The organism is Aliiroseovarius halocynthiae, assembly GCF_007004645.1.
Taxonomy (GTDB): domain Bacteria; phylum Pseudomonadota; class Alphaproteobacteria; order Rhodobacterales; family Rhodobacteraceae; genus Aliiroseovarius; species Aliiroseovarius halocynthiae.
This window is the reverse complement of sequence record NZ_ML660021.1, coordinates 166,906-184,765: the sequence shown is the minus strand read 5'-3', so window position 1 is coordinate 184,765 and position 17,860 is coordinate 166,906. Positions and strand designations below refer to the sequence as shown.

General features: G+C 57.2%; 16 protein-coding genes. 7 read left to right on the top strand and 9 right to left on the bottom strand.

All coding sequences use genetic code 11. The features are described 5' to 3' along the window. Positions 1-196 precede the first annotated feature (196 nt). Both FIL88_RS11405 and FIL88_RS11400 read left to right on the top strand, forming a co-directional pair. The gene (locus FIL88_RS11405) at positions 197-1,183 is read left to right on the top strand and encodes a glycosyltransferase family 2 protein (protein ID WP_142853998.1); all 987 of its coding nucleotides are present in this window, start codon (positions 197-199) and stop codon (positions 1,181-1,183) included. A gap of 159 nt (positions 1,184-1,342) precedes the next feature. Continuing rightward, positions 1,343-1,912 (top strand): class I SAM-dependent methyltransferase, encoded by a 570-nt coding sequence (locus tag FIL88_RS11400; RefSeq protein ID WP_185960922.1) that lies wholly within the window; start codon positions 1,343-1,345, stop codon positions 1,910-1,912. Here FIL88_RS11400 and FIL88_RS11395 read toward each other — a convergent pair. After that, positions 1,909-2,193: a glycosyltransferase family protein gene (locus FIL88_RS11395; RefSeq protein WP_142853996.1), complete on the bottom strand. Its 285-nt coding sequence runs from the start codon at positions 2,191-2,193 to the stop codon at positions 1,909-1,911. The genes FIL88_RS11400 and FIL88_RS11395 overlap by 4 nt on opposite strands. A gap of 110 nt (positions 2,194-2,303) precedes the next feature. After that, entirely contained in the window at positions 2,304-3,851 is a 1,548-nt protein-coding gene (locus tag FIL88_RS11390) for a hypothetical protein (protein WP_142853995.1), read from the bottom strand. Between the two features lie 329 nt (positions 3,852-4,180). Between FIL88_RS11390 and FIL88_RS11385 the strand changes: the two genes are divergently transcribed. Beyond that, positions 4,181-5,806: a thiamine pyrophosphate-binding protein gene (locus FIL88_RS11385; protein WP_142853994.1), complete on the top strand. Its 1,626-nt coding sequence runs from the start codon at positions 4,181-4,183 to the stop codon at positions 5,804-5,806. A 66-nt stretch (positions 5,807-5,872) separates the two neighbouring features. Here the strand turns inward: FIL88_RS11385 and FIL88_RS11380 are convergent, their stop codons facing one another. The 6 genes from FIL88_RS11380 to FIL88_RS11355 form a co-directional block, all read right to left on the bottom strand. Beyond that, entirely contained in the window at positions 5,873-6,868 is a 996-nt protein-coding gene (locus FIL88_RS11380) for an ABC transporter ATP-binding protein (protein WP_142853993.1), read from the bottom strand. Continuing rightward, entirely contained in the window at positions 6,865-7,899 is a 1,035-nt protein-coding gene (locus FIL88_RS11375; RefSeq protein WP_142853992.1) for a Gfo/Idh/MocA family protein, read from the bottom strand. Before FIL88_RS11375 ends, FIL88_RS11380 begins: the two co-directional genes overlap by 4 nt. Continuing rightward, on the bottom strand, positions 7,896-8,735 hold the full coding sequence (locus FIL88_RS11370; protein WP_142853991.1) for a carbohydrate ABC transporter permease: 840 nt from the start codon (positions 8,733-8,735) through the stop codon (positions 7,896-7,898). The genes FIL88_RS11375 and FIL88_RS11370 overlap by 4 nt, the downstream gene beginning before the upstream one ends. 12 nt (positions 8,736-8,747) lie before the next feature. Beyond that, positions 8,748-9,662: a carbohydrate ABC transporter permease gene (locus FIL88_RS11365; RefSeq protein WP_142853990.1), complete on the bottom strand. Its 915-nt coding sequence runs from the start codon at positions 9,660-9,662 to the stop codon at positions 8,748-8,750. Positions 9,663-9,727: 65 nt separating this feature from the next. After that, positions 9,728-10,981, bottom strand: a complete 1,254-nt coding sequence (locus tag FIL88_RS11360) for an ABC transporter substrate-binding protein (protein ID WP_142853989.1) — start codon at positions 10,979-10,981, stop codon at positions 9,728-9,730. A 22-nt stretch (positions 10,982-11,003) separates the two neighbouring features. Further along, positions 11,004-11,897 (bottom strand): N-acetylmuramic acid 6-phosphate etherase, encoded by an 894-nt coding sequence (locus FIL88_RS11355; RefSeq protein ID WP_142853988.1) that lies wholly within the window; start codon positions 11,895-11,897, stop codon positions 11,004-11,006. Between the two features lie 159 nt (positions 11,898-12,056). Between FIL88_RS11355 and FIL88_RS11350 the strand changes: the two genes are divergently transcribed. Genes FIL88_RS11350 through nagA form a run of 4 tightly spaced genes read left to right on the top strand, consistent with a single transcriptional unit; the run spans position 12,057 to position 15,901 of the window. Further along, complete coding sequence (locus FIL88_RS11350; RefSeq protein ID WP_142853987.1) at positions 12,057-12,953, top strand: glucosamine kinase nucleotide-binding domain-containing protein; 897 nt, start codon at positions 12,057-12,059, stop codon at positions 12,951-12,953. Continuing rightward, positions 12,940-13,695, top strand: coding sequence for a GntR family transcriptional regulator (locus FIL88_RS11345; protein ID WP_142853986.1), 756 nt, complete (start codon positions 12,940-12,942; stop codon positions 13,693-13,695). The genes FIL88_RS11350 and FIL88_RS11345 overlap by 14 nt, the downstream gene beginning before the upstream one ends. A 26-nt stretch (positions 13,696-13,721) precedes the next feature. After that, positions 13,722-14,765, top strand: a complete 1,044-nt coding sequence (locus tag FIL88_RS11340; protein ID WP_142853985.1) for an SIS domain-containing protein — start codon at positions 13,722-13,724, stop codon at positions 14,763-14,765. After that, positions 14,762-15,901, top strand: a complete 1,140-nt coding sequence (gene nagA, locus FIL88_RS11335) for an N-acetylglucosamine-6-phosphate deacetylase (protein WP_142853984.1) — start codon at positions 14,762-14,764, stop codon at positions 15,899-15,901. Before FIL88_RS11340 ends, nagA begins: the two co-directional genes overlap by 4 nt. Positions 15,902-15,930: 29 nt before the next feature. Here nagA and FIL88_RS11330 read toward each other — a convergent pair whose 3' ends face one another. Then, entirely contained in the window at positions 15,931-17,832 is a 1,902-nt protein-coding gene (locus FIL88_RS11330; protein ID WP_142853983.1) for a serine/threonine protein kinase, read from the bottom strand. Between the last annotated feature and the right edge of the window lie 28 nt (positions 17,833-17,860).

The window sequence follows — 17,860 nt, the reverse complement described above, 5'->3', positions numbered from 1 at the left end:
GAAAGGTTCAAGAAGCGTATAGATGCCAATAATGGGCACGATGACGGCGACAAGAATTCGAACGACCCACCAATCCGACTGCCGCGCATGATGTGATTGCATATGGTGTCCTGTCGAGAAAACGCTTTTTGTTTTAGTTCGTTTGATCTTATAACCGCGCCTATTGATTGAACAAGACCAGCCAGAAAGCTCTCACATGAATCGCACGTCAATGGCTGAAAATGTAGATCCCCAAGCGCAGGTTGCTTCGGGTGATTCCAGCGTATCTGTTGTTGTCCCATTTCTTGACGAGGTTTCGACAATCGAGACGTTAAGTGATCGCGTGCACACCGTGATGGGACCCATGAATCGCGAGTGGGAACTGATCTTCGTTGATGATGGAAGCACTGATGGCGGCGGTGACGTCGCTGCTGATCTAGCGCGGCGAAAGTCGAACGTGAAGCTTATCCGCTTCACACGAAACTTTGGCAAAGCATCTGCCCTGTCTGCAGGCATCGCGCAAGCCGCAGGCGATATCATCGTCACAATGGATGCGGACCTTCAGGACGACCCAAACGAGATTCCGCGCTTCTTGGAAAGTATCGCGGACAAGTATGACGTCGTCTCGGGCTGGAAACAGACACGGCGTGATCCGTTAGGGAAAACGCTGCCGTCACGCGTGTTCAACCGCATGACCGCCAAAATGTTTGATATCGACATCCACGACATCAACTGCGGCTTCAAAGCCTACACAAGACGCGCGGCGAAACGCCTTAACCTGTATGGCGAGCTTCACCGTTTCACCCCTGCCCTGCTGCACGCCGTCGGCTTTAAATGCACCGAGATCGTCGTACAACACCATGCCCGCGAGCATGGCCAATCAAAATACGGCGTGATGCGGATGGTCAAAGGCTTTCTGGACCTCAGCACCGTGAAGCTGCTGACGCGCTATCAGTCCCGCCCGCTCCATTTCTTCGCAATGATCGGTCTTCCACTTTTACTGATCGGGTTGAGCTTTATTGCCTATCTGTCAGTGCTGTGGCTGCTGGGTATGGGTCCCATCGGAACACGTCCGCTTTTGTTCATCGGAATCCTGTTCACCGTCACCGGTACACAAATCCTAGGCGTTGGTTTGGTCGCAGAACTTCTGCAAGCCACAGGCCTGCGTGAACGCGACAAATATGTGATCGACGAGATTGTCTAGCTTGCCGCTTAACCCAACTGAGTATTCTACGTGAAAAGCACCATTCGCACCCTCTATGTAAAGATCATGCGGAGTATCCGCTTTCTGACGTCTACGGTTGGAATAACACGTTGGCTAGAACGGCGTGATGGTCGCCTAGCTAAATGGGCAAGGTCATTAATGGCGATTTATGACATCGACGACATGGTGCATCTGGATATTCCTTGGTGGAGCTTCGATGCGATTGATGCAGTGGACAGAATGCTTTCAGAAACCCCGCAGGCTCGCGTTTTCGAATGGGGATCAGGCGCGAGCACGGTTTGGCTGGCGAAACGCGCATCTGAAGTTATTTCGGTTGAACATGATGTCAGCTGGGCAAAGATCGTTGAGCCCAAGTTGAAGGACTATAACCACGTTCAGAGTATTCTAGTTCCCGCTCAAGCCGAGGGCATGATTATGTCTGGAAAACACGGCTTTGAAGGGCAGTGCTTTGACAATTATGTCGATGCAATCAACACTGTGGTTGGCGGTTTTGACCTGATCGTAATTGACGGGCGCGCCCGTGAGGCCTGCCTTGAAGTCGCATTCAGACGCTTGAAGCCCGGCGGGCATATTCTGCTCGATGACTTCAAGCGCAAAAGATATCAGATTGCAGCCTCGAACCTAAACCTAAAGGTCACATCTTTTGATGGTTTGGCTGCCTGTCTTCCGCTCCCAGACAGCACAGCGCTTCTCTCTCGCAAGGACTAGCCGACATCACCCTTCATCTCGCGGCGGCGTATCAAAAAAATATTATAGAGCATTAACAACAACGTCGCTCCCATCACCAGCGTGATCGACAGCGACCCAATACGTATACCTTCGAACGTTAGAAGCCCTGATGCCAAGGCACGCAGTGCAAAAAAGCTCTTCGACACAACGGCCTGTTCAGCTTGACGGGATTGCCAAGCTTGCAACACCCATGATCCAAAGAACACCGCCCCGCCGATCAGACCTATAATTTCACCGGCCGAGAAACTGTCTATACCCATTTGAGAATGCCCCTCTGGATCTGGCGCGGCCTAAGCTTTTCCAAGTGTAATCCCCAAATCCCTACCCCGGTCAATGCCGGGGCAGGATCTTTTGTTTTCAAGCGCGTCAATTACTGAAGCTGAACGCCGTTTGCGAAAACGCCACCGTCGGCTTTGACTTCAACCTCGGTCATACGTGCATCATCGCCGTTCTCAGTGTCTTCGACCGAGAACATCTCGAGCATCATCATAGCGCCGTAAATCTGCTCGGCGGGAATGCCCAGCTGCTCTAGCTTCTGCGACAGTACTGTAAGGCCTTTCGCGCGCAGGGTCAGCTTACCTTCCGGCCGCGGCAGGCCTTCGAAGGTTTCCAGATCACTCGAATCGAAGGTAAACGCACCTTCACCCGTAATCTCGGCGCCAACGGCCGACACACGCAGAGCGTTCAGGGTTGCGCTACCTGGCTCGACCGGCAGCATCTCACCAAGAGCATCGAAGCTGGTTTCGACATTCGCGAAGTCCAGCCACTCGATATTGTTCTTCAGCGTACCGCTCAGATCGATCTTCAGATCAACTGGATCGTGTGGCAGGGCACCGGCGGGGTCACCCATGGCCCACAGCATTTCGTCCAGCTCCAGACCGGTCAGCTCGAAACTGACAGCAGCCGGGCCAAAACCGTCATCCTTCAGAAGCGGCGCCTGCACCGTTGCCGAAACCGACGCGATCTTGCCGCCCAGTGGTAGACCCGGCATCATCGGCATTTCCATCTGGATCTGAACATCACTTGCCGGACCCGAGATCATGGCACCCGAGGCATCAACCTTCATTGTCGTTTCATAGCTAGCCGCCGATGACGTCTGCGCCATCACGACGGTGTCGTTTTGTGAGCTAACCTGCTTCGAGCTATAGCCCGCAATGCTGTTGGTGCCCTCTAGAACAAAACCGTCGCGCAAAGCCTTAGCGAGATTTGCCAGATTAATGCCGGCAGACGGCGTCACCAAACGCGTATCGCCTTCAACGCGGCCAGACGTAGTGATCGCCTCAACCGTTATGGGGTCTTCGCCCTCAATGGCCATAGTCTGTGTCATCGTCATGCTTTGCTCTTGGAAAGCATATATGACGTTGGTCGTGTTCATGTCCGCCCTAGAGGTTACAGATTGACCTTCGAAGCCAACAATTGAGCCATTCATCGTAACCCTTTGTAGGTCAGCTGGAAGGTCGGAAATGTCAAATTTGAAATCCAGCCGATCAGCTTTTTGATCGAATGTAATCTCTTCAGGTGTGCCGGACAGAATATTGCTCAGACCCTGCTGCGTCATGGTCATGCTTCCGTCGAAGCTCTCGCCATCTGTATCCGTATAGGTCAGATTGTAGACCGCGCTTTCGGGCACGATCATCTCGACCCGGCCGTCGCCCATATTGCGCAGATCGAACGCGCCAAGGTCCATCTGTACGGTACCAAAATCAAACGGCAACGGCAGATCGAAGACCACTTTTTGAAGCGCGAGCCCGTCGTCGCTTTCTGATTTCTGACCATTCAACGTGCCGCCAAAAACCGACGAGCTTTGCTGAAAATGCTGCCAGACATCGTCCGCGGTGAGGTCCGCATATGCCGGGCTAGACAGGATAGAAACACCAAAAATGGTAGCACTGGCAAGCCGAGTCGTAAGAGTTCGCATGTGCGTTAATCCTTTGCACTTAACATTGAATCAGTGCGACAGTTAGGACCCCATAGAGACTGTTGCAAGACATTACTGAACACTGCCTATGAAAAACCACTGATGCACAAAACAATCACTGGTGTCTGCCCCCGACCCCATCACTCACCTCGACCTAATCAATTTGCAACGGTCAGAATAATAGAGCCGCTCTCCAACAATGCGGCCAGATCGTTTCATTTGCAAAAAACTCTGGACCCGCCGATGATCAGGCCGCAAATAAGGGAAAAGAAAACGCCACACGAGACAAGGGCAACACATAATGCCCGGTCCAACACGGGAGTCTACATATGAGCGCTGCTCTGTACACCTATCAGTCCATCGCCCAATCGCTGGTGGACCACGACCACACCACAATGTTCGGCCTGATGGGCGACGCCAACCTGTTTATGGTCGACCACTATGTCCGCGGCTGTGGCGGCAACTTTGTTCCGGTCGCCTATGAGGGTAGCGCGGTCCTGATGGCACTGGCCTATGGTCGCGTGTCCGGCAGCGTCGGCATTGCCACCGTCACCCATGGGCCCGCCCTGACCAACTGTGTGACGGCCCTGACCGAAGGCGTCCGTGGGCGTGTGCCGATGGTTCTTCTGGCCGGCGATACCGCTGTGTCCAACCCTCAGAACCTGCAAAATATTGACCAGCGCGAGACGGTGAAGATCACCGGTGCCGGGTTCGAACAGATGCGCTCGCCTGAAACGGCGTCCTATGATGTGGCACATGCGATTTACCGCGCCGAAGTCGAAAAGCGGCCCATTGTTCTGAACATGCCTGCGGATTTCATGTGGGAAGAAGCTCCTCACAAAAAGCATGTCTTCCCCGGTTTCACAGCCCCGGCTTATGTGCCGGAGGGCGATGATCTGGACGAAGCCATCGGCATGATCGCCAGCGCCAAGCGTCCGATCATACTGGCGGGGATCGGCGCAAAGGACGCGGTGCAGCAGATCACCAAGCTGGCTGATCGTCTTCAGGCCCCGCTGGCGACCACGCTGAAAGCGAAGGGGATGTTTAACGACCACCCGTTCAACATCGACATCTTCGGCACGTTGTCGACACCCGCCGCGTATGACGCGATTGCCAAAGCCGATTGCGTTGTGGCCTTTGGGACGTCGCTACACCACTTCACCACTGACAAAGGCGCGCTGATGAAGGGCAAGCGCGTGGTGCAGGTGAATGATACCGTGACCGAGGTCTCGAAAAACTATCACCCTGATGCCGCGCTGGTCGCCGATGCGGGTCTGACCGCCGACAACATTGTCTGGTGGCTGGACGAGGCCGAAATTCCCCCCAGCGGCTTCACCGCCGAACTGGACATGGAGGTTCTGACCGCCCACCCCAAAGGTAATCCCGACAAAGCTGCACCGGGCTTCATCAATTTCGAATACGCGCTGGACCGTCTGGATGCTGCCCTACCCAAGGACCGCTTCCTGACCACTGATGGCGGCCGCTTCATGACCGAGGTCTGGTGCCGCGTCGCCGCCCCCGATGCAGAAAGCTTCATCGCCACGACCAATTTCGGGTCGATCGGGCTGGGTCTTCAGGTGGCCATCGGCGCGGGCTTCGCCGTGAAGGGCCGCCCCGTGGTTCTGTTCACGGGCGATGGCGGTTTCATGATGGGCGGGATTAACGAATTCAACACCGCAGTGCGTATGAATCAAGACCTGATCGTGATCGTCGCCAATGACAGTGCCTATGGGGCCGAGCATATCCAGTTTCTGGACCGCAAAATGGATCCGGGCCTGTCCATGTTCGACTGGCCGTCCTTCGCTGAAATCGGCACAGCACTTGGCGGGCAAGGCATCTATGTCGACAGCGTCGAAACACTGGAAACCGCAATCACTGCAATCGACACACGCACCAAACCTCTGCTGATTGAACTGCGACTGGATCCAAACGACGTGCCGCGGATGCGGATCTGAATTGCGCACCATTTGAACAAAAAGAGCCCCAACAGGAGGGGCTCTTTTTATTAGACTCAACGCCCTTCAGCGCACGCGATGTCCTGCATCGTCGAAGCGATAGGCCCGCGCGCTGTCATAGCCGAATTGTAGCTGCTGCCCTGCGGCGATGTCATGCTGCCCGAAAAGCCGTGCCGTGATCCGTTGATCGCCCGCATGGGCAATGACGTTGGTGTCCCCGCCCAGTTTCTCGACATGGTTAACGGTCACGGACAACGCGCCATCATCGGCCAGTCGCAAATCCTCGGGGCGCACGCCAATGGTCAAATTGCCGCCTTCGCCCACCACGCCAGCCGGGAAAAAATTCATCGCAGGCGAGCCAAGGAACCCCGCCACGAACTGGTTTGCCGGATTGTTGTAAAGCTCCATCGGGCTGCCGACCTGTTCGACCCGCCCGTCGCGCAGAACAACGATCTTGTCGGCCAACGTCATCGCCTCGGTCTGGTCATGGGTCACATAGATCATCGAGGCCGCAAGCTGGCTGTGCAGCCCTGCAATCTCGATCCGCGTGTTCATGCGCAAGGCTGCATCAAGGTTCGACAAAGGTTCGTCAAACAGGAAGATCTTGGGGTGGCGCACGATGGCACGGCCAATCGCCACCCGCTGACGCTGCCCGCCAGACAGCTCGGATGGATAGCGATCCAGATAGTCTTCAAGATCCAGCATCCGACTGGCCTCGGCCACCCGTTGTTCGATCACGTCCTTGGGCTGCTTCTCCTGCTTCAGCGCAAGCGACATGTTCTTGCGGACATTCAGATGTGGATAAAGCGCATAGGATTGGAACACCATCGCAATGCCCCGCTTTGACGGGGGCGTCAGGTTCACTACATCTTCGCCAATCTGGATCTCGCCCGAGCTTGCATCCTCAAGCCCCGCGATCACACGCAAAAGCGTGGACTTACCACAGCCCGACGGGCCAACGAAGACGGCAAACTCGCCCTCTTCGATCTGGATATTGATGTCTTTCAGCACATGAATCTTGCCGAAGGACTTGTTCACATTGGTCAGGGTCAGCGCCGTCATGGCGTTTCCTCCTTCAAATCTACAGGGGTCCCGGTCCGTACACTTTCATCGGCAGCAAGGCAGATCGCCAAAGACTGCACCGCGTCCTGCATGTGTCGGGTCAGGTCGATATCGTCGCGGATCGCACGCAGCACAAAAGCTTGCTCAGCGTCGCATAATTCTTGATGGCCGGGCTCGTCCGGCAGGTCGATCAGCGTGTCGCCGTCCACACGGTGAACCAGCAGCCCACCCACTTTCGTATGGCCGTCCACATCTGATGATCCGGCTTTGTCGGCTTCGGTGATCGACACCGACCCAGCGGGCGAGATTACGTCTTTCACGAAAAACGCAGTCTCGGACATCATGGGGCCCCAGCCAGCCTCGTACCAACCGACGGATCCGTCATCAAAGACCACCTGAAACTGGCCATAATTGTACATGTCTGGCGCGATTTCGTCCGACAGGCGCAGGCCCATCGCGTTTACCCGCACCGGCTTGGCATCGGTGATCTGACACCAGACGTCGACATAGTGCACACCGCAATCGACGATCGGCGCTGTGGTCTGCATCAGGGCCTTATGCGTTTCCCACTCGGCTCCTTTGGATTGCTGGTTCAGGTTCATCCGAAACACGTATGGCCCGCCCAGGGTGCGTGCTTCTTCGATCAGGCGAACCCAGCTGGGATGGTGGCGCAGGATATATCCCACAACCAGTTTCCGTCCCAGCCGGGTCGCTGTATCGACCACCCGGCGCGCATCTGCCACTGTCGTTGCAAGCGGCTTTTCGACAAAGACATGCGCGCCTTGTTCCATCGCAGCCACCGCGAAATCTGCATGGCTGTCTGAATAGGTGGCGATAACCACGAGGTCGGGGTGAGTAGCGGCAAGAGCCTCGTGGAAATCAGTGTAAATTGGATAGGTGGCCAGTTCAGGCTGATCTGTCTGACCTGAGCGATTAACCAGCCCCACAATCTGGGCGTCTGGGTGATGGTGGTGCGCCAGCGCGTGGCTAAGCCCCATATTGCCGAGCCCTGCAATCAAAACACGGGTCATTTTACCGCTCCCGATGTGATGCCGCGGATCAGCTGGCGCGAGAAGATGACATAAAGGGCCAGCACCGGAAGGATCGCCATCGACAGGGCCGACAGAACGGCATTCCAGTCGGTTACGAACTGGCCGATGAAGACTTGGCTGCCCAGCGTCAGCGTTTTCACCTCTTCCGAGGGGGCAAGGATCAGCGGGAACCACAGGTCGTTCCAGATCGGGATCATGTTGAAGACAGCGACGGTCGCCATGGCTGGGCGCACCAGTGGCAGCACCAGCTTGAAGAAGATCGTATATTCCGACAGCCCGTCAATACGCCCTGCATTTTTCAGGTCATCGGACACTTGCCGCATGAACTCGGACAAGATGAAGACGGCCAGCGGAAGGCCTTGAGCGGTGTAAACAAGGATCAGCGCCCAAAGCGAATTGACCAACCCGGTCGCCACCATCATCTCAAGGATCGCGACGGTGCCGATGCGGATGGGGATCATAATGCCAAGCGCCAGATACAGCCCCATCAACATATTGCCCTTGAAGCGATATTCACTCAGCGCGAAGGCCGCCATCGCGCCGAACAGCAGCACAAAGAACAGCGACGCCACAGTCACAATCATCGAGTTCTGGAAATAGAGGAAGAAGTCCCCCTGCTTCATCACCGTTTGATAGCCGATCAGCGAAAAACTGTCCGCATCCGGCATGGCCAAGGGCTCGCGGAAGATGGCTTTGCGCGTCTTGAAGCTGTTAATCAGGATGACGAAAACCGGGAACAGCGCGATCAGCGTATAGAGGATCAGCGCCCCGTGCATCGCGGCCGTATTCAGCGGATTTGTGCGGGCTTTGTTCATAATTTGATCCCCTTACAGCTGATACCGGCGCATCCGGGTCTGGATGCCGAACAGATAGATACAAACGCCCACAAGAATGATCGCGAACATGGCGCCTGCGATTGCCGATCCCATATGCGGGTCGCCAAGCTGAAGCTGGAAGCCAAAGAAGGTGCGATACATGAACGTGCCCAGAATATCGGTCGAGAAATCCGGCCCTGCCAGCGCACCCTGCGCGGCATAGATCAGGTCAAACGCGTTGAAGTTGCCCACAAACGTCAGGATCGAGATGATGCCAATCGACGGTAGGATCAGCGGAAGCTTGATTTTCCAGAAAGCCGACATGCCGGTTATTCCATCAATCTCGCCCGCTTCCAGAACCTCTTCGGGGATCGACAGAAGGGCGGCATAGATCAGCATCATCGGGATGCCCACGAATTGCCAGACCGAGATCAGCGCAAGCGTCGTCAGCGCGTATTCTTCTTTGCCAAGCCACGGCGCAAACAGGGATTTCAGCCCAACCGCATCCAACATCCCGGGCGCAATGCCCCAGATGGGGGACAGGATCAGTTTCCACGCGAAGCCAACAATCACAAAGCTGAGGATTGTAGGGATGAAGATGGCCGACCGGTACAGCGCAGCGAACCGCAAACGCGGATGGCTAAGGATAGCCGCCAGCGCGATGCCGATCGGGTTCTGGACCAGCATGTGGATCAGGAAAAACCAGAAGTTGTTGCCTAAGGCATTCCAGAACTGTTCGGACCACACGGGGTCACCAAACAGGGTCTGGAAATTCTGTAGCCCGACATAGACGCGTTCTTGATCTACTTTGCTGAACAGCGAAAGGCGAAGCGTATTAAATAGCGGGAAGATCATCACTGCCGTATAGACAAGCACCGCAGGGGCAAGGAACACAGCGATATGCCATCGAATTCGGGGCTTTTGCATGGGGAACTCCGATCAAGCGCCCGGGCGCGGAGATGGCGCCCGGGGCAAGTGCAACAGGTTGGATGTTACTGTTGCGGTGCGTACCAGCTGGCCAGACCGTCTTGCAGTTCTTGGCTCAGCTCTTCAGGCGAAGAGGTTCCTTTGATGGCGGCAACCGAGGCACCCCAGGTGTCGTTCTCAAGGTTTGGCGTGCCGCGCGACAGAATCTGATATGTCGAACGGATCGTGCTTTCGCACTCGCCGCGCCAGCCGACGATCTCTTTCGCCAGTGGATCTTCCAGTTCAACAGGTGTGCTGGATAGCGGGAAGAAGCCCGGCAGAGCATTGCCAAAGATCGACGCGAACTCTGGGCTTGCGACCCATGACAGGAAGGTCTTGGCCGCGTCCGGATTGGCAGTCTTGGCGTTCATGCCGATGCCGATATCGGTGTGGTCCGAAATATAGCAGGTGTCGCCTGCGTTCTGGACGGGCGGCTTGAACGCACCCATTTCGAAATCAACCAAAGCGTTGAAGCCCGAGATTTCCCAAGAACCGGCCGGATACACAGCAGCACGACCCAGCGTGAACAGGTTTTGGCTGTCTGGATATGTCTGGGCTTCATAGCCGTCACCCAGATAACCACCCCATTTGGCCAGCGTCGCGTAAGGTGCAACCCACTGCGGGTCAGTCAATTTCTGTTCGCCTTTGATCAGTGCCAGACGACCCTCTTCACCTTTCCAATAGTTCGGACCGATGTTGTTGTAACCCATCGTGGCGGCTTCCCACTGGTCGTTGGTGCCCATCGCCATCGGAATATAGCTGCCATCTTCCTTGATCTTGTCGAGGGCTGCAAAGAACTCGGCTTCGGTGTTCGGAACCTCGATGCCCAGCTCGGCAAAGGCGTCTTTATTGTAAATGAAGCCGTGGATCACGGATGCCATCGGCACACAGAAACTGGCCGAGCCATCGTCGGTTTGCCACGCAGATTTCGCCACGTCCGAGAAGTTGCCCATGGCTTCCATGCCGCCCAGATCAGCCAGATGACCGGCATCATAAAGGGCCAGCGACGCGTCGAACGGGCGGCAGGTGATCAGATCACCGGCAGACCCGGCGTCCAGTTTCGAGTTCAGCACCGCGTTGTATTCCGCTGGAGCCGACGGGGTGAACTTCACCTTAATGCCGGGGTGTTCCGCTTCAAACGCCGGGATGATCTTATCCTGCCACAGGGTCAGGTCGTCATTGCGCCAACTTTCGATGGTTAGCGTCACGTCTTCTGCATAGGCGCTTGTTGCGACCAATGCGGTGCCAGCAAGCGCCAGCGAGATAATATTGCGTTTCATTTTTTCCTCCCAGAAATATGATTTATTGGTTCTTGAGTGTCTCCAGCACCGGGCGAAGATGTCCATTGCTGGCATTCAAAAGCGCGTTGGCCTCGGACAAGCTTGTGATGCCCGATGCAATCAACACGGCGGGCTTTACAGCCCCGCCCGCCCGCGAAAGAGCGGTTTCGGCGACGGCGTCTTCTACGTCCGCGATCGTCGCCACAATGCCGCGCGCACGGCCAAGCAGCTTTGCGTTGTCCGCAGTCAGATTGACCATCATGCCATCGTGGACGTGACCCAGTTGAACGGCCATCAGTGTCGACAGCATGTTCAGGGCAATCTTCTGCGACGTGCCCGCGCCCATCCGGGTCGAGCCGGACAGCAGTTCGGGTGGGGTGGCAAGAAGGATGGGATAATCACTAAGGCGCAGCAGTTCGGCCCCGGCATTATTGGCGATCCCGATCACCGTGGCGCCGGCGGATTTTGCAATCCGGGCCGCTTCGCTTGTGTAGGGGGTGGATCCGCTGGCCGACACAGCAATCACCGTGTCTAACGGCGTGATTCCAATCATGGCCTCACGAATTTGGGCTGTCTCGTCTTCGGTGTCCCCGGGCATCTCTGCCCCCGTCGGCAATCCCCCGGCCATATGAATGCGGATCTGAGTGGGCGGGATCGAAAAGGTGCCGCCCAGCTCCATCGCATCGGCGGCGGCCATCAAGCCCGAAGATCCCGCGGCAACATAATGAAGCACAGCATTCTGAGTGATGCTCTGGGCCATGGCTTGGCTGGCGTCGGCGATCTGGCGCGCTGCCGCATCCACTGCGGCCGCAGCGCTGCTTTGCCCTTTTGATAAAAGCAGTGCGATCTTGGTTAGAGGTTGGCGATCAAGCCCCTCTGCTCGTTTGTGCAATTGCTCTGTGGCACGTTGTGACACGCGATTCCCCCCTTGGATTGACAAGAAACATACCTATTAAATACCATTTGTCTACCATTTTGTTTTGACCTTGAAATGCAACACGTTTTCGGCAGGTAATTGGGTATTTGGGCCACTTTTGGTCTTTTAATGTGAAAATAGGTATTATAAAGGTATCACATGAATCAATCTTCCACACATATATCCAATCCTGTTGTGGCCATTGATGGCGGCGGAACACGTTGCCGTCTTGCCCTGCGCAACGGCATCGTCGACACGATTGTCGAAACGGGTTCCGCGAATGTCACCACCAATTTCGACGCGGCGATTGCCGAGATGACGCGCGGCCTGACACAGCTTAGCGCGCAGAGCGGATGGGATATGGATGCGCTGAGCCAATTGCCCGCCTATGCCGGACTTGCTGGCGTGGCGGGGTCCGATATGGCTGACCGGGTTGCGCAGGCTTTGCCCTTCGCGCGCATGCGGGTGCAGGATGATCGGCCATCGGCGCTGACGGGCGCTTTGGGCAATCAAGACGGCGTTGTCGCGCATTGCGGCACCGGTTCATTCATCGCCGCTCAGATCGACGGCAACCATAGATTTGCGGGCGGCTGGGGCCCGGTTCTGGGCGATCCAGCATCGGCGCAATGGGTCGGACGACGCGCGCTGACCCTGACCCTTGATGCGGTGGATGGGATCCGCGAGCACAGCGACCTGTCCCGCCATTTCCTTGAGACCTTTAAGGGATCCGCAGGGATCGTGGCCTTCGCCGCGCCCGCCCGCCCCGTCGATTTCGGCGCACTGGCCCCGACGATCACGGCCTATGCCGAACAGGGCGACGCATTGGCCCTTCAGGTCATGCAGGACGCGGTTAAAGTCATTACCGACCTGCTGCCCGTATTAGGCTGGACCCCGGACATGGCCCTGTGCCTGACCGGCGGCATCGCGCCCCAATATGCGCCCTATTTACCCGCACGCATGCAGGCCTGCATCATCCCGCCCGCAGGCGAACCCCTGACCGGCGCACTTTTGCTGGCCCAATCCTTTGCTGGGGAGATCACGCATGCACATCTCTGACTTCCTCGATCCGCAAGGCTGGTTGGGACAAAGCGCTGGCCCGCGCTATGTGCAACTGCGCCGCCGCATTGAAAAGGCAATCGACACGGGCATCCTGTCACCCGACAGCTCGCTGCCGCCCGAACGCGAGATTGCCGAGATCACCGATCTGTCGCGCGTCACCGTCCGCAAAGCCATTCAAGAGCTTGTGAAACTGGGTGTCGTTGAACAGCGTCAGGGCTCGGGCTCTTTCGTGCGTGCGCCTGTCGCGCGGGTCGAACAGTCGCTGTCACACCTGACGTCGTTCACCGAGGATATGAAGCGACGTGGGCTGGAAACAACCTCGCGCTGGTTGGAACGCGGTGTGTTCATCCCCTCGCCGGAAGAAGTCCTGACACTGGGCCTTGCCGCCGGAGATTCCGTCGCCCGTATTTACCGTCTGCGCGAAGCCGGCGGCCAGCCGATGGCGCTGGAGCGTGCGTCGCTTCCGCTAGACATCCTGCCTAACCCGATCGAGGTGTCGCGGTCGCTTTACGAAGTGCTGGAACAATCCGGCAATCGTCCGGTGCGTGCGATCCAGAAGATCTCGGCGATCAATCTGAACCCGGAAGATGCCGATCTGCTGGGTGTGGCCGAGGGCACAGCGGGGCTGAGCATTCAACGTATTTCTTATCTGGACAGTGGCCGCGTGGCCGAGCTGACCAGATCCGTCTATCGCGGCGACGCCTATGACTTTGTGGCCGAACTGCGCCTTTCCACGTGACCTTACAAACATGAAGGCTGCCTGACATGTCCCAAGACACGACAACGCTTATGCGACGCGAGATCGACGAAATTCCCGATGCCGTCGAGCGGCTTTTGACCGAAGGACGCGCGGGCGTTCTGGCCACGGCCAACGAAATTCGTGAACGCGATCCCCGTTTCCTTTTATCTGTCGCGCGCGGATCATCCGACCATGCGGCGACCTATCTGAAATACGCCAGCGAGCTGTTGCTGGGCTTGCCCATGGCGTCCGTGGGGCCGTCGATCAAATCGATCTACGGCGTGGATGTCGCGGGCGAGGGATCATTGTGCATCTCGGTCTCGCAATCGGGACAAAGCCCCGACATCGTGCGTCTGACAGAAGCATTTTCCAAAACCGGCGCCTATACGGTCGCAATCACAAATGACGCCTCATCGCCCCTGTCGCAGGCAACCTCGGCTACCCTGCCGATCCATGCTGGACCCGAGCTGAGTGTGGCGGCTACCAAAACCTTCGTGACATCTCTTGTCGCGGGTCTGTGGCTGCTTGCACAGTGGAAAAACGACGATGATCTTATCGCGGCGATCAACGCCCTGCCCAAGCACTTGCAAGCGGCAACCGAATGCGACTGGTCCCCGGTTGTCGAGGCGGTCGTTGGATCGGGCGAGTGCCAATCGTTGTTCACGCTTGGGCGCGGGCCAAGCTGGGCGATTTCGAACGAGGCCGCGCTGAAGTTCAAAGAAACCTGCCAGATCCACGCCGAAAGCTATTCGTCTGCCGAGGTGCTGCACGGCCCCGTGTCCATCGTCGAGCCGGGTTTCCCTGTGATTGCCTTCGCAGCCCGTGATGCGGCCGAAGACAGCGTAGCCAGCGTAGCCGACGCCCTGGCCGAGAAAGGCGCGCTGGCCTTTACGACCACGGACAAAGCCAAGGTGGCAACGCAATTGCCCCATGTCAGCACGGACCATTGGATCACCGATCCGGTCGCCTCGATCGTATCGTTCTATGGCATGGTCGAAACCGTTGCCGCCCGGCGCGGGATCAACCCGGACACGCCACGCCACCTGAAGAAAGTGACGGAAACGGTATGACACAGGGCAGGGTGACATTTCGCGGTGGACGGATCTTTGACGGGACGCGGTTGATTGATGGTCACGCGGTCAGTTTCAAGGATGGCCAACGCGTGGCGTATGGTCCCGATGCGGATGTGCCTGCTCTGGGCGATGTCGTTGACCTTGGCGGTGATATCCTTGGCCCCGGCTACGTGGATTTGCAGGTCAATGGCGGGGACGGGATCATGTTGGGGGACGATCCGTCGGTCGAAACCCTAAGGCGGATTGCCCGCGCCCACCGCTCGCTTGGCGTGACGCACCTGCTGCCCACCCTGATCACCGATACGCCCGAAATCACCCGTGCGACCATCGCGGCGACGATTGACGCCATCCGTGAAGGTCTACCGGGAATCGCTGGTCTGCACCTTGAGGGGCCGCACCTGTCCGTTGCCCGTAAAGGCGCGCATGACGCGGCGCTGATCCGCCCTATGACAGAGAATGATCTGGCCGAGTTGCTGGCCGCCGCCGCAGCGCTGCCCTGCCTGAAGGTCACCATAGCGCCGGAGAACGTAACCGAGGCGCAAGTCACCGCAATGGCGCAGGCCGGCATTCTGGTGTCGCTGGGTCATACGGATGCAGATTTTGACACGTGTCTTGGCTATATGGCTGCTGGTGCACGCTGCGTGACCCATCTGTTCAATGCGATGAGCCAATTGGGCAATCGCGAACCGGGGCTTGTCGGCGCGGCGCTGTCTTGCGGCAACGTGTCGACTGGGCTGATCGCCGACGCGGTGCATGTTCATCCGAAATCCATCCGTGCTGCATGGGCGGCAAAAACCGCGCCAGGGCGAATTTTTCTGGTCAGTGATGCCATGGCCGTGGCGGGATCTGACAAGACGCAGTTTACGTTGAAAGACCGCACGATCCTTCGCCGGAATGGTCAATTGACGCTTGCCGATGGAACCTTGGCCGGGGCAGATCTGGATCTGACAACGGCCATCCGGGTGATGGTTGAACAGGTCGGCCTGCCACTTGAGGCGGTCTTGGGCGCGGCAACGACCACGCCAATGCAGTTGCTTCAACGGCCCGTGCTGACACCAGTCGACGCAAACTGCCACCTCTCGGATCTCATCCGCATCGCGAAAGACCTCGATCACGTGCAGTACCTAGGTTAGGGTACAAACTTTTCGTGTCACAAACCGTCTTAGGGTGTATGTGTCAACTCGACTCCCATTAGCGCCCCGTCACGGGCGATGGTCAACTGTGCTGTTTCGGCATTCTGCGCTGACAGTTTCTCAAACATGGTCACAAGCCCTGCTCGGGTAACGAATTCCACCCCGGTTACGGCTTCGGACACAAGAGTATCTCCGGCGCGCAAATCAGTGACCAGCCCCTCAGGTACATCCGTAACACGCGACACAAACCGACCCGATGACCCTGGCGCAACCGTGAACTGAAGGCCGCTCTTCATTTTGACCACCTGCGCTAACAGGATCGTCAGGTCGTGTTCAGTGATCGAGGCTTCGGCGCTCGTTTTGATCTTCAACCGTGCTGTTACGCGATCGTCGCTCTGCCCTTCTGCTGCGGACACAAGCGCTTGTTGAATGGTGCTGTCATCCACAACAAGGTTTCCGTTCACCGCATAGATGATGCTGCCCGAACTCAGCCAATCCTGTGTCGCATCGCCAATATTCGAGCGCACCATCGTCACCATCGAGAACGTGCCCTCGGGCTGTTCACTGGATGATGTAGCGAAAGGAACGAGTGGTTTGTTAACTGATGTGATGGTCCAGTCAACTTCCACAACTGCTGGGCTGATCTGAGCCTCAGATGCGGGTTCCGAGGCCGCGCCAACTTCAGCAACCTCGACCGCAGCGGGTGGCGTGTCGTCAACCCGGTCAGCACTGTCTCTCGGCGCGGGTTTGGTGGCTTCGGTCTGAACCTGCGCTTCTTCGACCTTCGGCTCTGGAGCAGGGTCGGCAGCGCTGGGCGTCTCGGCGACCACGGCATCTTCTGTGGGCGAGCCAGCAGCAAGGAAAAAATATCCCCCGCCAACCAGTCCCGCCAGCACCACAAGTGCCAGAGCGATACGGCCTATACCGCCGCCCTTCGCGGACTCGCGAACGACGATCGTGTCATTGATTTGCTCAAGCGGGGCCTCGGTTTCTTTGCTGAGGTTTTGCAAAATCATATCCGCAAAAGACGAGCTCGAGCCAAGACTGACACGCCAGTCTTCGGCATTCGCGAACCGATTGCTTGGGTCCAAGCTCAGCGCACGGTCGATCGATTCCAGCAGTTCCTTGGGGTACTCTGGATACGAACCTGCCAGCGGAACGTAAGGATCCGGCTGGTTTTCGGCAACGCACGACACGCGCTCTTGGCTGCTAATAGGGGCCGCGCCTGTTATAACGTGATAGAAGGTCGCCCCAACAGAATACAGATCGCTGTATTTGTTATGGCGACCACCCTGCACATACAGTTCGTGCGGCGAATATCCTTCTTTCACGGCCCGCAACAGCGTTACAACCCGGTCGGATTTATCCGCATGTGAACGCGCGGCGCCGAAGTCGATGATCACCGGCTCGCCATCTTTGTTGATCAGGATATTGTCCGGCGAGATATCGCGATGCAGCATACCTTGTGCGTGGATGAACCCCACAGCTTCAAGAACCCGCCGCAACCATTTGTCGACCTCTTCAGGGCGAATGTCGTCCCGTTCTTCCAGCGTATCCAGAAGGTCGTTCCCCTCGACGAAATCAATCGCCATATAGGCCGTATCATTGTCTTTAAAGACCTGATGCACGCCAGCGATATTCGGGTGCTCCAGTTTGGACTGGTTGCGCGCTTCTTCGACGAAAGATTCCACCAATGCTTCAAACGACGTCACATGCGCCTGCGAGCGTGCGCGCACCGTGGTGGCCGTACGGCGACAGATCGCTTCGGGGAAGCATTCCTTGATCACCACCGTGCGATCAAGGCTGTCCTTCGCCAGATAGGTGATCCCGAAACCACCGCTGTTTAGAAAACTGGTGATCGTGTATTGGCCGGACAGCAGCTTTGTGCCCGGTTCCAATTCATCGGTCATTTCAATCTCGGTCTGTGCCATTTTACTAGCCACCCTCGTCTTTCATCGA

Coding starts and splice junctions, on each gene's coding strand:
- FIL88_RS11400 (WP_185960922.1), top strand. CDS start 1,343: ATGGCGATTTATGACATCGACGACATGGTGCATCTGGATATTCCTTGG.
- FIL88_RS11390 (WP_142853995.1), bottom strand. CDS start 3,851: ATGCGAACTCTTACGACTCGGCTTGCCAGTGCTACCATTTTTGGTGTT.
- FIL88_RS11375 (WP_142853992.1), bottom strand. CDS start 7,899: ATGACCCGTGTTTTGATTGCAGGGCTCGGCAATATGGGGCTTAGCCAC.
- FIL88_RS11385 (WP_142853994.1), top strand. CDS start 4,181: ATGAGCGCTGCTCTGTACACCTATCAGTCCATCGCCCAATCGCTGGTG.
- FIL88_RS11380 (WP_142853993.1), bottom strand. CDS start 6,868: ATGACGGCGCTGACCCTGACCAATGTGAACAAGTCCTTCGGCAAGATT.
- FIL88_RS11405 (WP_142853998.1), top strand. CDS start 197: ATGAATCGCACGTCAATGGCTGAAAATGTAGATCCCCAAGCGCAGGTT.
- FIL88_RS11340 (WP_142853985.1), top strand. CDS start 13,722: ATGTCCCAAGACACGACAACGCTTATGCGACGCGAGATCGACGAAATT.
- FIL88_RS11360 (WP_142853989.1), bottom strand. CDS start 10,981: ATGAAACGCAATATTATCTCGCTGGCGCTTGCTGGCACCGCATTGGTC.
- FIL88_RS11395 (WP_142853996.1), bottom strand. CDS start 2,193: ATGGGTATAGACAGTTTCTCGGCCGGTGAAATTATAGGTCTGATCGGC.
- FIL88_RS11365 (WP_142853990.1), bottom strand. CDS start 9,662: ATGCAAAAGCCCCGAATTCGATGGCATATCGCTGTGTTCCTTGCCCCT.
- FIL88_RS11370 (WP_142853991.1), bottom strand. CDS start 8,735: ATGAACAAAGCCCGCACAAATCCGCTGAATACGGCCGCGATGCACGGG.
- FIL88_RS11330 (WP_142853983.1), bottom strand. CDS start 17,832: ATGGCACAGACCGAGATTGAAATGACCGATGAATTGGAACCGGGCACA.
- nagA (WP_142853984.1), top strand. CDS start 14,762: ATGACACAGGGCAGGGTGACATTTCGCGGTGGACGGATCTTTGACGGG.
- FIL88_RS11345 (WP_142853986.1), top strand. CDS start 12,940: ATGCACATCTCTGACTTCCTCGATCCGCAAGGCTGGTTGGGACAAAGC.
- FIL88_RS11350 (WP_142853987.1), top strand. CDS start 12,057: ATGAATCAATCTTCCACACATATATCCAATCCTGTTGTGGCCATTGAT.